Origin of the sequence: Nitrospira sp., assembly GCA_024998565.1 — a bacterium.
Classification (GTDB): Bacteria; Nitrospirota; Nitrospiria; order Nitrospirales; family Nitrospiraceae; genus Nitrospira_A.
The window spans coordinates 624,055-637,239 of sequence record JACOEM010000001.1 but is presented as its reverse complement, the minus strand read 5'-3'; the positions used below and the strand labels follow the sequence as shown (position 1 = coordinate 637,239).

Annotated in this window: 14 protein-coding genes; 4 read left to right on the top strand and 10 right to left on the bottom strand. The window is 59.2% G+C overall.

What is annotated here, in order from left to right; genetic code table 11:
• Positions 1–213 precede the first annotated feature (213 nt).
• From H8K11_03255 to H8K11_03245, 3 genes are read right to left on the bottom strand one after another with little or no spacing between them, the layout of a single operon-like run.
• On the bottom strand, positions 214–600 hold the full coding sequence (locus H8K11_03255; GenBank protein ID MCS6262750.1) for a metallopeptidase family protein: 387 nt from the start codon (positions 598–600) through the stop codon (positions 214–216).
• A gap of 37 nt (positions 601–637) precedes the next feature.
• Positions 638–3,283 carry a DNA polymerase I gene (polA, locus tag H8K11_03250; protein ID MCS6262749.1) on the bottom strand — a complete coding sequence of 882 codons (2,646 nt, stop codon included), beginning with the start codon at positions 3,281–3,283 and terminating at the stop codon, positions 638–640.
• 58 nt (positions 3,284–3,341) lie between these two features.
• Positions 3,342–3,773 (bottom strand): hypothetical protein, encoded by a 432-nt coding sequence (locus H8K11_03245; protein ID MCS6262748.1) that lies wholly within the window; start codon positions 3,771–3,773, stop codon positions 3,342–3,344.
• A gap of 93 nt (positions 3,774–3,866) precedes the next feature.
• Between H8K11_03245 and H8K11_03240 the strand changes: the two genes are divergently transcribed.
• Both H8K11_03240 and H8K11_03235 read left to right on the top strand, forming a co-directional pair.
• Entirely contained in the window at positions 3,867–4,262 is a 396-nt protein-coding gene (locus tag H8K11_03240; protein MCS6262747.1) for a hypothetical protein, read from the top strand.
• A gap of 5 nt (positions 4,263–4,267) precedes the next feature.
• Positions 4,268–4,687 (top strand): hypothetical protein, encoded by a 420-nt coding sequence (locus H8K11_03235; protein MCS6262746.1) that lies wholly within the window; start codon positions 4,268–4,270, stop codon positions 4,685–4,687.
• 73 nt (positions 4,688–4,760) lie between these two features.
• Here H8K11_03235 and H8K11_03230 read toward each other — a convergent pair whose 3' ends face one another.
• The 5 genes from H8K11_03230 to H8K11_03210 all read right to left on the bottom strand — a co-directional run bounded on the left by H8K11_03230 (position 4,761) and on the right by H8K11_03210 (position 8,208).
• A complete protein-coding gene (locus H8K11_03230) occupies positions 4,761–5,420 on the bottom strand; it encodes an endonuclease III (GenBank protein ID MCS6262745.1) in 660 nt (219 codons plus the stop codon).
• 71 nt (positions 5,421–5,491) lie between these two features.
• On the bottom strand, positions 5,492–5,686 hold the full coding sequence (locus H8K11_03225) for a 30S ribosomal protein S21 (GenBank protein ID MCS6262744.1): 195 nt from the start codon (positions 5,684–5,686) through the stop codon (positions 5,492–5,494).
• 23 nt (positions 5,687–5,709) lie between these two features.
• Positions 5,710–7,272 carry a glutamate formimidoyltransferase gene (gene ftcD, locus H8K11_03220; GenBank protein MCS6262743.1) on the bottom strand — a complete coding sequence of 521 codons (1,563 nt, stop codon included), beginning with the start codon at positions 7,270–7,272 and terminating at the stop codon, positions 5,710–5,712.
• Positions 7,273–7,411: 139 nt separating this feature from the next.
• Positions 7,412–7,654: a sulfurtransferase TusA family protein gene (locus H8K11_03215; protein MCS6262742.1), complete on the bottom strand. Its 243-nt coding sequence runs from the start codon at positions 7,652–7,654 to the stop codon at positions 7,412–7,414.
• A gap of 23 nt (positions 7,655–7,677) precedes the next feature.
• Positions 7,678–8,208 (bottom strand): DsrE/DsrF/DrsH-like family protein, encoded by a 531-nt coding sequence (locus tag H8K11_03210; protein ID MCS6262741.1) that lies wholly within the window; start codon positions 8,206–8,208, stop codon positions 7,678–7,680.
• A gap of 237 nt (positions 8,209–8,445) precedes the next feature.
• On the opposite strand from H8K11_03210, the gene H8K11_03205 reads away from it, so the two are divergent.
• Positions 8,446–9,534, top strand: a complete 1,089-nt coding sequence (locus H8K11_03205; protein MCS6262740.1) for an aromatic ring-hydroxylating dioxygenase subunit alpha — start codon at positions 8,446–8,448, stop codon at positions 9,532–9,534.
• Between the two features lie 9 nt (positions 9,535–9,543).
• Here H8K11_03205 and H8K11_03200 read toward each other — a convergent pair whose 3' ends face one another.
• A complete protein-coding gene (locus H8K11_03200; protein ID MCS6262739.1) occupies positions 9,544–11,568 on the bottom strand; it encodes a cation:proton antiporter in 2,025 nt (674 codons plus the stop codon).
• A 178-nt stretch (positions 11,569–11,746) separates the two neighbouring features.
• Here H8K11_03200 and H8K11_03195 point away from each other — a divergent pair, with 178 nt between their 5' ends.
• The gene (locus H8K11_03195; protein MCS6262738.1) at positions 11,747–12,418 is read left to right on the top strand and encodes an HAD family phosphatase; all 672 of its coding nucleotides are present in this window, start codon (positions 11,747–11,749) and stop codon (positions 12,416–12,418) included.
• 57 nt (positions 12,419–12,475) lie between these two features.
• Here the strand turns inward: H8K11_03195 and H8K11_03190 are convergent, their stop codons facing one another.
• Positions 12,476–12,862, bottom strand: coding sequence for a hypothetical protein (locus tag H8K11_03190; GenBank protein MCS6262737.1), 387 nt, complete (start codon positions 12,860–12,862; stop codon positions 12,476–12,478).
• Between the last annotated feature and the right edge of the window lie 323 nt (positions 12,863–13,185).

The following is a 13,185-nucleotide window of genomic DNA, read 5'->3' as shown; positions in this document are numbered from 1 at the left end:
TACCCAAAGGTTCTGATTCGAGTCTAGGCGCGGCGTTTTTAGCTGTCAAGGATATGACCTAGGACAGAACATCGGAAATTTCAAACATGATGGTCAAAAAGGCTGTCCAGCAACGCCGCAGGGGAGGCGTGCGAACGAGAACGATGCCGAGGAGAAGCGCATCTTGGTGCGCTGGGGTCGGGCGGGTAAGATTGTCGTCTTTTCACCATCCTGCTAATACGGCATCTCGTCGTCATCGAACCCGAAATGATGCCCGATTTCGTGCACGACCGTATCGCGCACTTCCTGCACGACTTCTTCCTTGGTTCGACAGAGGCGGAGGATCGGTCCGCGATAGATGGAGATTTTGGCCGGCAGTTGCCCGCCCGCCTGGAAGAAGGATTCCTTGTCGAGAGAGAGCCCTTGATAGAGGCCGAGGAGATCTTCGTCCTCCTCCATCTCCAGGTCGGCGCGCACTTCGGGAGAGGGTTCTTCCTCCACCACCACGGCGACGTTGGTGATGAGCTTGGCATATTCGTCGGGCAGGCCGTCCAGCGCTTCCTGCACTAAGGTCTGGAACTCAGGCTCAGTGACTGACAGCGATGCTCGCCTCCGTCCCATAATGATGCGCTCTGGAACTCCCCACTCGACTCCCGCTTTACGGGTGGGCGACTCGCCAGTTTAACCCCACTCCCAGATCGACCTTCAGCGGAACCGAGAGACCCAACGTCGCGCCGGTGGCTTCCATTTCGGCTTTCACAAGCTGTTTCGCCTGTTCCAATTCCTGGTCCGGCACTTCGAAGATCAACTCATCATGGACCTGGAGGATCATCTTGCAGCGAGGCAGTTCGTGTTGCAGGCGTTGATGGACCTTGATCATGGCCACTTTGATCAGATCGGCGGCCGATCCTTGAATCGGACTATTGACCGCCATGCGCTCACCGATGCCGCGCTGCGAGGGATCGCCGCCCTGCAATTCCGGAATCGGACGGCGGCGGCCGAGAATCGTCGTCGTATAGCCCTTGGTCTTGCCGTCATCGATGTTGCGGTCCATCAGCGCCCGCACCGCGGCGAATTTCTCAAAGAACGTTTCGATGTATTTCTTGGCATCGGCTTGGGAGACCCCGATGTTCGACGCAAGACCGAACGGGCTGATGCCATAGACAATCCCGAACACCACGCTCTTCGCCGCGCGCCGCATGTCACGCGTGACCTCTCCGGCAGGCAGGTTAAAAATCTCCATGGCCGTGGCCATGTGAATATCTTCGCCCTTCTCGAAGACCTGCAGCAGGCGAGGGTCTTGCGAGAGGTGCGCCAGAATACGGGGCTCGACCTGACTGTAATCGGCGCAGAGCAGTTGATGACCCGGCGGAGCGATAAAGGCTTCGCGGATACGCAAACCGTAGTCACCTTTCACCGGAATGTTCTGCAGGTTGGGATCGGTCGAGGATAGCCGCCCCGTGGCCGCCACTGTTTGGTTCAGCGAGGTGTGGAGCCGCTTGGTCTCGGGGTTGATCAGTTGCGGCAAGGCATCCACATAGGTCGATTTGAGTTTCGTCAACGTTCGATAGTTCAAAATTTGCGCCGGCAGGTCATGCTGCGAAGCGAGTTGCGTGAGGGTGTCTTCATCCGTGGAGTAGCCGGTTTTTGTTTTTCGCAGCGGCTTCAGGCCGAGCGTTTCGAAGAGCACGGTCGCCAGCTGCTTCGGTGAGCCGATGTTGAACTCACCGCCGGCCAGACGGTAAATGCTGCCCACCATCTGCTCCAGCTCACGCTCTAGCTCTTTGCTCAAAGCCTCCAGGCCCTCGACATCGAGCAGGAAGCCATTGCGTTCGATTTCGGCCAGTACCGGCACCAGCGGCATCTCCACATCTTGAAAGAGTGACAGGCTTCCCTGCTCTCGCAGCCGCTCGCGGAGCATCGGAGCCACCTTGGCGGTCACGGCTGCCGCCTCCCCGGTTCGACGAACCAGATTCTCATCCACATCGAACAGGGATTGCGGGCCCTTGCCTGAATCTTTATGTTCACCCGCACCCAGCTGATAACTCAGCAGGTCCATGGAAATCGCTTCCAAGGTATGGGCCCGGCGATTCGGGTTCAACAGATAGTCTGCCACCATCGTGTCGAAATAGGGCCCCGGCATCTCGACACCCTGCCGATGAAGCGCGAGCAACAGCGGTTTGAGATCCTGAACGGCTTTCAGTTTGTTCCCGTCTCGCAGATACTCAACGAGTGGCTGCGGCCAGTCACGCGCCTCGCCCTGCACGAAGGCCGCGTTTCCATCAGACCGACCCAACGCGCAGCCTTGAATATCGGCGCGCACCCCCGGCTCACCGGTCAGGACGCAGGCTATGCCCAACATCGCAACTGCCGGCTGCTCCTTCAGAAACGCGTCTGCCGCGACAGCATCATGAATCTGTTCGACATCAGCCCCCAATCGATTGTGCTCAGGCGTCTCTCCCTGAAAGGCCTTCGCCAGCGTCATGAACTCCAGCTCGCGCAACAGGCTCACCAGCGTCTCAGTCTGCGGCGCCTTCGCCTGAAAATGGGCCGGGACAAATTCCAGCGGGCAGTCCAGCTGAATCGTCGCGAGCTGCTTGCTCATCCGGGCCTGCTCGCCCTGCTCCAATAACAAATTCTTGGTTTTTGCCGGCGTGACTTCTTCGACTCGCCTCAGTAGTTCTTCGATCGTGCCGAACTGCGTAATCAATTTGACCGCAGTCTTTTCGCCGATCCCTTTGACGCCGGGAATGTTGTCGCTGGTGTCACCCATGAGGCCCATAATTTCGACCACACGTGCCGGCTCCACGCCGAAGCGCACCTGCGAATCCGCTTCACCGAACCATTTGTCTTTCACCGGATCGTAAATACGCGTCTTGGGGGTGAGCAGTTGGAACATGTCTTTGTCGCTGGTGACGATCACGACGTCGAGGCCTTCGACTTCGCCTTTTCTCGCCAGGGTGCCGATCAGATCGTCGGCCTCGTACCCCGCTTGCCTGATGACCGGTAGAGACAGGGCCTCCACCACACGATGGATGTAGGGAATCTGCGCGCTCATGCCTTGCGGCATAGGTGGCCGTTGCGCCTTATAGTCTTTGAACGCTTCATGGCGGTGGGTCGGGCCCTTTTCATCGAACACCACAGCCACATAGTCCGGCCGATGGTCCCGCAAGACCTTCAGCAACATCGTCGTGAAGCCATACACCGCATTGGTCTGCAGACCCTTGGAATTGGCCAGGGGCGGCAGGGCAAAAAACGCCCGATAGATGTAGGCGCTGCCGTCGATGAGATAGAGTGTGGGCATAGCTGAGATACTGTAACCGGTGGAGCAACACGCAGGAGTCGAACTTACCGCAGCGCTCTCAATCCGGTGCAATGATGAGCGGCGGTTTGTCGAACTTGGCCCGCATGGCGTTGATGGTGCTGAGAACGGTGGACTGCCCCACGATCTTGGCCTCCACCCGCCGCTTGCCTGGGAATTCAATCAAGGAGAGGCCGATCAACATCGTCAGGACGCCCTGTCCGGGCAGAAACAGCATGAGAAAACCGGCGAACAGAAAAATCGCGCCCACGACATTCTTCACCACATGACCAATCACGCGAAGGATCGGATGATGGTTCTCCATCCAGGGGCGCGGAGTGCGGACATCAAAATAGTCCGCCGGCAATCGCATCAAAATGATGGGAATCGCGATCAAGGTCCCCACGAACATGAACACGGAGGAAACGGCAAACCAGATCAGCACATTCGCCGGCACGTAGGATTCGATCTGCGTCAGGAGTTCGCTTATCACCGGCGCATCCTAGCATGGGGCTTTGCATGGCGGAAAGGGTGACGAAGCCAAGCCGGTTTACCTTGCCTGCTCCGCCGGTTATAATTCCGCACCATGCCGCCGATGCGACCCTGCAGCGCACGACCGTTGAGAGCCTGGCTTCAGGCCTCCGGCTTAGCCGTTCTCGGATTCGCCCTCTCCTTGTGCCCCGTTGCGCTCAGCAGCCACGCAGCTTGGGCAGCTGATGGCACCACTGAGTCGGAACTTCAGATCGACATCACCCGGATCGGACTCGGCAAAGAAGTGGTGATTACCAAGGGCCGGAAAGAATGGTTTATGCGGGTCGAGGTCACACCGGAAAACTCCGTGGTGGTGCGACAGGAAAAAGAAGGGGAGCGCTATCTCCTCGACGAGAGCGAGATGCACGATCGCGCCATGACACCCGCCGAAGTGGATGCGGCCATCACCGACTTTGTGAATAGCGTCAAAACCAGACAGAAGGTTCAGTAGCCGCCATGTCGGGTAAACCCAAGTTCGTCATCTTTGCCCACAACGCCACCTACGACAAACTGCACCAGGTCGCGACCCTCGGCCTCACCGCCGCCGCCATGGGTAAGGACGTCATTGTGGTGTTGCTGTTCTGGACGATTAAGAAACTCTCAGAAGGAAAGATCGACGAGATCGACTTTCCACCCGAATATGCCGCCTCGGCAGAACAGGTCGCCCGGCTTCTGAAGGAGAAGAAGGTCCCGAAGATCTCCGAGATGTTCCAGGAAGCACGTCTGGTCGGGCACTTCCGCCTCATTGCCTGCAGCGCGGGTCTCGAATATATGGGAGTGGAAGCGGGCGCGGTGGAACGCAACGTGGACGAAGTGCTCGGTCTCCCCTCCATCCTGTCGCTCACTGCGCAGGCGGAAACCAAACTGTTCATTTGACCAGGTCCTTCGTATCCCGTTGTTCGTATCTCGCTGAGAAAGTGGTGGCTTGGGGCGTATCGGCGCTCCACGCTTAACGACTTTTCGTCACGCCGACACGATCGCAATACGTCGCAATCTTGCACTGGCTACACAACGGCGAGACCGGCTGGCAGAGGTGCTGTCCGTAGGGCACAAGCAGATCGTTGAATGTGATCCAATACTTGCGCGGAAGTTTCTCGCGGAGGGCCGTTTCCGTTTCATCGGGACTCTTGGTCCTGACGTACCCCCATCGATTGCTGATCCGGTGGACGTGAATATCGACGCAAATCCCCGGCTTTTCATACCCGACCGTCACCACCAGATTGGCCGTCTTTCTCCCGACTCCCGGCAACGTCAGCAATTCATCGATCATGTCCGGCACCCGACCATGGTACCGCTCAAGGAGCTGGGCACAGATCTGCTGAATCTGTTTGGCTTTTGTCCGATAGAACCCGACGGGATAGATGGCGCGCTCGATGACCGGAATGGTCAGCGCCTGCATGGTCGCCGGTGTGGACGCCAAGGCGAAGAGCCGCTCGCTGGCTTCGGCTGTGGTCTTGTCTTTCGTGCGCAGACTCAGGAGGCAGGAGATCAACACCAGGAACGGATCACGGCCTGACTGTCTGGCGACGACGCCGACAACCGGATCGGGCCAGCGGGCGATTTCCCGCTTGACCGTTCGGATGGCGGCGTGGATCTCTTGCGCCTGCATGAATCTGCCGGAGCGGGGAATTTAACTGGGAATGGTCGAACTAGTCGTCGGAGGGAACGAACGCCTGACGTCTATTCGGGCCGTCTCTTCGCGAGCCACTTCTGCCGGCGGCGCTGAGCTTCTCGCTCCTTCGCCTTCTTCCGAACGCTCGGCTTTTCATAGTAGCGGCGGCGCTTCAGTTCGCGGAACAATCCTTCGCCCGCCAATTTCTTCTTGGCGACCTTCAGGGCTTTTTCGACGTTGTTATTGAAAACCTTAATTTCCATTGTCAGCTACCTTCGACTCTCTTTCACCGAAGTTTCAGAATATTCAACATGTTTTGGGCCCACGAATCGAAGGGCGGAGTGTAGCATAGCGATTTCGCATCCACAAGCATTTGTTCCGCAACGGAGAATCGCTCCCGAATCGAGGCAATAAGTAGCTGATTTGGTTGAATTTTCATGTTCTCCTCCACCATTCCGAGGCACCCGTCGATGACGGCATCGGCGAGACGAAGGCCCATCTTCAGATCCGGTTGAAGCTCCGGTTTCGTGTGCGTCAGGAGGCCCCGCAGCAATGGAATGAGTTCACAGGACAACTTCACAATTTCCAACGGCGTCTCTATCGCCCCCAGCAAGTTCGATGAGAGTTGGAGCGGACGGTCAGGATGGGTGATCGGAAGCTTTCTCGCCTGGAGTACCCGTGCGTAGGCATCTCGATCCGCTTGCGCCAACTCATGAAAGCGGGTGCAAATTTCGGATAAACGCGTTTCAACCGCACGCGCGCGAGTCAGCTTTGCCACCATCATCCCCAACCCGGCCGCAAACGCCGCCGACTGGGCCCCCGCGCTGCCGCCGGTTTGTCCCTGATGCTCCGGCATCTTCCCGTCCGGCGCCCCGACCTTCGTGGGCGACGGCGTCTGCTCCTTCATCGGCTGCGACGCCGCCATCCGCCCGATTGCCTCCCGCGATTCGGGACGGTCCAATCGCGATTCCAGCACCTGCCGTCCATCGAATTGGTTGAGACAGAGGGCCTGCTGCGCCGTCTCCATGAGCGCCTGTTCGGGCACCAACCCGACGATCTCTGTGCCCGCCACCTCCACACCACGAGCCGCCGCTTCCCGCTGCACCGCCGCAAACACGACATGGAGCGGGGTCTCTTCATGGTTCGTCAGGTTCATCGACACCTGTACGAGTTGTTGGCTTTTCAGTTCCACGCCGATCGCTTTGACGAACGGGAGCCCGCCGCTAGACTGGCGCACCACCTTGGCGATGGCCTTGGCAACCGACAGATCGCGGCTCTTCAGATTCACGTTGAAGGCGATCAGCGGCCATCGCGCTCCCACCACCGTGGCCCCGGCCGTCTGGTGCAGTTGCTTCGGGCCGAAGTCCGGCACCCACGCAGGGTCGCTTGCCATCCGATCCGCCAGTCCCTTCAAGCCACCCTTACGAATCCACTCCAGCTGTCTCCGTTCAGGCTTGGTCGCCGCCTGTTCGTATAGAAACACCGGGATTTTCAACTCATTTCCGATACGCTGGCCGACCATGCGAGCCAGTTGCACACAATCCTGCATACTGACGCCACGAATCGGCACAAACGGCATCACATCCGTCGCCCCGACGCGCGGATGTTCGCCGTGATGGTTTTGGAGATCGATCAACTGGGAGGCCATCCGCGCCATCTGATAAGCCACCTCGGCCACCGCGTAGGGCCGGCCGGCGAAGGTCACGACGGCCCGGTGGTGGTCCGGATCCTTCGTTTCATCCAACAGGACGACACCGGGCACTGAGCGGACCACTCCGGCTAACGCATCGACGACCTCGGAGTTCCGTCCCTCGCTGAAATTCGGGACGCATTCAACAACCTGGCTCACGACGTTCCCTCTCTCACTCAACCCGGTCCGCCCCGCTTACCCTGAAAGTCCGAGACAACAAAAAAGCCGGAGGCTGGTAATCATGCCCTCCGGCTTTACTGAACTGGACGGCCCCGCGTTCGCGCGCCTGTCGCTGCCCCTACTTGGTTTTCTTGACGAAGGCCTTATAGATCCGCTTGGAAGCACTCTGCTCCTCTTCGAGCCCCACCATTTCGTGGCCGGTCGTCTCGCACCAGGCCGGCATATCCTTCTTGATGCCTTCATCGTCCGACACGATTTCCAGCACCTGACCGGTCGTCAGTTCCTTGATTTTCTTGGACGTCAGAATAATCGGCATCGGGCAAAAATACCCGAGCGTATCGAGTTTCACATCAGCCTGCATCGTGCCGCTCCTCAGCCCCTCGCTTAAATAAACAGATTGACGCTGCCCTGCTTGGCCTCGGCCAAGTAGGTGGTCACACCGGCAAATTGGTCGATCCCGTCGATCAACGTATCTTTCGTGATGCCCATCAGACCCATCGTCGTCGTGCAGGCGATGAACCGGACACCGAGGTCCAGCGCCATCTGCATGAGCTCCGGCACGCCCGGCATACGATTCTGCTTCATCACCACTTGCATCATCTTCGTGCCCAACCCCCAGAAATGAAAACGCGAGAGGGGCAACGTATCGGCTCCGCCCTTGTTGAGGAACCCGAACATCCGACGCAGCCAGTCAGACGCGGAGCTGCTCGCGCCTTTCTTACGGATCGTATTGAGGCCCCAGAACGTAAAGAACACCGTGACCTGCATGCCCATCGCTGCCGCGCCGGTGGCGATGATGAAGGCGGCCATGGCTTTATCGAGGTCTCCGCTGAGGAGCACGATCGTGACACGATCCGCCTTCGACTCGCGGAGTTCCGCCAGCGCAGCCGTGGGCTCGATTTGTGCGGTTGTCATGCGGGTACCTCGCCTCTCGGAGTCTGGAAATGGAGTCGCGTGCAATGGAAATTGACTATAGTCTCCGCTTCTTTTTCTTGTCAAGAAACGCGGGATCAGAAGCGCGGCTTGGCCGTCAGGATCGTGCCGCCTTCGCCCTAGACTGCCGATTGCTTGACCTGTTGCGGGCCCGCCGTTATAGTCCATTCGGCGGCGAACATCTCACGCACCGCGCCAAACCCGGCGACTGCATCACTCATGAGCACAGACCTCATCACCGAACTCAAACCGAGTAAGAGCGCCCCGCTCTTCGGCTTCTGGTATCCAGCCACCACAAGCACGGCTCTGTCAGTCGGCCAGATGCAAACCCAGGTCATGTTAGGACAACCGATTCTCGTCTGCCGTGACAAGCAGGGCCAGGTGGCGGCCATGCGCGACATTTGCCCGCATCGCGGCATGCCGCTTTCGTTCGGACAGTTTGATGGAGAGCGCGTCGAATGCGCCTACCACGGATGGCAGTTCGATACCTGCGGCCGCTGCCGCCATATTCCGGCACTCGTGGAAGGGTCCCCGCTTCAACCGGAAAAGATCGGCATCACCTCGTATCCCTGCCAGGATCAGGACGGATATGTCTGGGTGTTTCTCCCTGATCCGCAACAGCCGAAACAACCGGTTCCGGAACTCCCGCGTCTCCCGCTCCCGTCCGAACCCTATCGCATGATCCAGATCTCGACGATTCTGGACTGCACGATCGACGACGGCATCGTCGGACTCATGGACCCGGCCCACGGTCCCTTTGTGCACCAGAGCTCCTGGTGGCGAACCAAAGCCAGCATGCACGATAAAGCGAAAACCTTCGAGCCCATCCCGAACGGGTTTCGCATGGTTCCCCATGCGCCGTCGAAGAACAGCGGACCCTATAAGCTCCTCAACCGGCTCTACGGCGGGCCCTTGACGACGACCATCGACTTTGTGCTCCCCAATCAACGCTTCGAGTTCGTACAATGCGGTTCGATGTACGTCTCTTCGCGCGCCACGGTCACGCCCGTGGGCGAGCAACAATGCCGGATCGATTTTGCCGCGGCCTGGAACATCCTTCCCTGGCTGCCCTTTGCCAAGCCGCTGTTTCGTTATTTCGCCAACATCTTCATGAAGCAGGACAAGCAGGCGATGGAGCGGCAAGCCGTGGGGCTGAAATATAAACCGGCGCTCATGCTGATCGATGACGCCGATACGCCCGCCAAGTGGTACTACAAACTGAAAGCCGCCCATCTCACCGCCGTCCAAACCGGACGTCCCTTAGACCATCCGCTGAAAGACCGCGTGACGCTTCGCTGGAGAAGTTAACCGACCGGGTTATGTGAGTTGGTGACTCGTGCCGTGGTTAGGCTCGTTCAAGAGCGCCATGGCCCGACGAATCTGGTCGCGGGAGCCGAGCAATGTGACGACGTCGCCGGCCTGCAGGCGCACGGTTTCAGACGGATTTGATTGGGTGACCTGGCTGCGAGTCCAGGCGATCACCGATGCGCCGGTCCGTGGGCGAATGGAGAGTTCTGTCAGCGACTTTCCTACTGCCGGAGCCTCGTCATCGATCCGGCAGGTTTCCACTTCGACATCGGTCAACGTCCCCCCGCGGAGATGATGAGCCAGCTCCGGCATCTCGCTCCGCCGCAACAACGCATACCCTTCTCGCCTGATTTGCTCCGCTTTTCGTGCCACGAATTCCTGCGGCAAACTGTAGGTGCGCAGCACCAGGGCAAAGATTTCGATCGACGTTTCGAACTCTTCCGGCACCACATCGTCCGCACCCAGTTGATGCAACTCTTCCAACTCTCTCAAATAGCGCGTCCGCACGACGATGTGGAGCTTCGGATTTAATCCTTTGGCCACCTTCACCGTTCTCCGGGCCGTGAACGGATCGGACAAGGCCACGACCAGCACTTTGGCGTCATCGATCTTCATATGCCGAAGCACGTTGGCATTCGAGCCGTCGCCGTAGTAGATCGGCACGCCATGACGCGCCTCGCGGCGCACCGTTTCGCCGTCCAGGTCCAGGGCCACATGCGGGATTTCGGTTTCGCTCAATACGCGGGCGAGGTTTCGACCGTTGAGCCCGTAGCCCACAATAATGACATGGTCTTTGATCCGGATCTGGGAACCTTCCAGCTGCTCGACATGCGCGGCGGTACGGGTCGGCATCCAGCCCCGGACGCGCTGCATCGCTTCGATCCGTCGCCCCAGATCGGGCGACCATTGCATCAAGAACGGCGTCACCACCATGGTCAACACCGACACCGCCAGAAATAACTGATACTGATCGCCGGTGAACAAACCGGCATCCTGCCCCTGTTGCGCCAGGATGAAACTGAATTCGCCGACCTGCGCGAGCGCCACCCCGACCAACACCGACGATCTGGGCGGAGCCCCGGCCGCCACCATCGCCCCGCTCCCGGTGATCAGTTTTCCGACAAGGACCGCCAGCAAGAGGCCCAGCACAATGAAGGGATGCTCCAGCACCACCCGCATGTCCATCAAGACGCCGATCGACACGAAGAACAGGCTATTGAAACTGTCACGGAAGGGCAGGACCTCGGCAAGCGCCTGATGGCTGTACTCGGATTCAGAAATGACCAACCCGGCGATAAACGCACCGAGCGCGAGGGAAAGTCCGCCCAGCGACGTCAGCCAGGCAATCCCGAGGCAGAGCACGATGATCGAGAGCAGAAACAGCTCACGGCTTCGACTCCGCACGATATGACGCAGGAGCCGCGGCACGAGATACCAAGCGGCCGCAACGATCAACCCGACCACAATCGCCGCCTTGACCAAAGTCATCAGTACCGTCCCCATCGCACTCCCGCTCGGAGTACCCAGGATCGGCGTGACCAGCATCATCGGAACGACGGCAAGGTCCTGAAAGATCAGAATCGCAACGGTGGCGCGACCGTGAAACGAATCACTCTCCCCCTGTTCTGAAAGGGCTTTCAGCACGATGGCCGTGCTGCTTAATGAGAGGAGAAAGCCCCAGAAAATCCCCTGTTGATACGAGAGACCCACCGCCAGAGCTCCGAGCAATGCCAGGACCAGGACGCCCCCCGTTTGAACCGGCGCGGCAACCATGAGAATGCGCCGGGCAGCCGCAAAGTGCGCGGAGGAAAATTCCATCCCGATCGTAAACAGCAGCAACACGATCCCGATCTCAGCCAGGACCTGCACCTGCGACACATCGGGAATCAGATGCAACCCATGGGGACCGATCAGGGCACCGGCCACCAGGAATCCGGCGATCGACGGCAGGCGAAATTGATGAAACACGAAGACCACCGCAGTGGACACCGCATAGATCACCAAGAGATCGCCGAGAACTGCGTAGTCACTCATTGTGTCATGTGAATGGGATTGTGGTTGCGAACGGGTCTCGACACGTTGTCGTGACGCAGCATACCGTAGGGACCTCGGCGGGACAAGGAGTTCCGCTTGTCCGACCACCCGCGCTCGGGTAGAGTAGCGCGCACCGCGTAGGACAACATGAACCAGGGAGGCCGCTCTGCGCGCCATCATGTTCGACTTCAACGGCGTGATCGCCGACGATGAAACGCCCCACCTGCGTTGCTTTCAGCAGGCGTTGGCCGAAGCGGGACTCAGCCTGAGCAAGGAGGAATACTACGGGACCTACCTGGGGATGGATGAACGAACCTGTGCAGCCGCATTACTCGAAAAACGGGACGGAATGTGCGACCCGGCGATTCACGCCGGGATTATCGAACGAAAGGCCGGCTTGTTCCGCCAACATACCGCCCTGCATAAACCGGCATTGTTTCCCTGGGTCACCGGGTTCGTGCAGCGCGCAGCCACAGCGTACCGTCTGGCAGTGGCATCCGGCGGCCGACGAGAGCAGATCCTTGCCGCGCTCACCGGCACACCCATCGAACAGGCGTTTGAGGTGATTGTGTCCGCGGATGACTGCGCCGTCGGCAAACCGGACCCGGCGATCTATGAGTTCACCCTCAGGCAGCTGAACGCACGCATGCCCCGCCCACCCTTGCTCAAGGCGAGCGAATGTCTGGTGATCGAAGATTCTCGGGCGGGAGTTCTGGCAGGCCTGAAGGCGGGCATGCGCGTCCTCGCCGTTGCGACGACCTACCCGGCATCCCAACTAGCGGAGGCGCACCTGGTCTTTTCAACGCTGGATGGAGTCGACCCGGCAGACCTCGCCCGTCGGCTCTTTTAGTCACTTAAACCGGAATGGATGATTCAGGCTGTAGTGCAGCGACGCAACCGGCAGGACTTAAAACGGAATGCGAATACCCATCTGAAACTCGTTCGGCATCATGCCCTTGCCCAAGCCTAACGAATCGCCCAAGAGGTTTTGCTGTGGAACTCCCGGCATGGGACCGAGGGCTCGATCCCGCTCCGTCACGTATCCCCCGCCGAATCCGGCCCCCACATACGGGATCAGGGTCTGTTCGCTGACCTGCACACGACCACTCAAGGTGGGCGTCTGCCGAAAGAGATCGACTTGCCTCTCGCCCGTTGCAGGGGCCTGGGACAAGACGTTCGATGATTGGCTGCGCAACTCACTCCAGGCCGCTGTCTCAGTCGAAGGCGCTTCAGCCAGTGCAAGACCTTGCCCGGCCAGCACCAGCCATCCTGCTGCGACTAACGACAGAATCATTCCATTTCTGCTCATGTCCACTGACGCCCTTTGCATAGAGAGGGGAGCTTTATTTCCAATTTACTCCATACTCTCAGCCACAACAAGTCCCGACTCAGCATCCCGGACAAGTCGGCTCGCAACGGCTCGAGACGCCGCGCCGCGCGACTCATCTTAATTGGCCGGGACGGATTGATTGCGCCTATCGACAGCAGAATGGAACCGCGTCGCAGAACTGCAAGGAGGAGGAACGATCCGCCACTGGCGGGAACCCCGGAACATCACATTCACACGACCGAGTAACCAGAGGCCATTGCACCCGTCGTCACGCATCCCTCTGCATG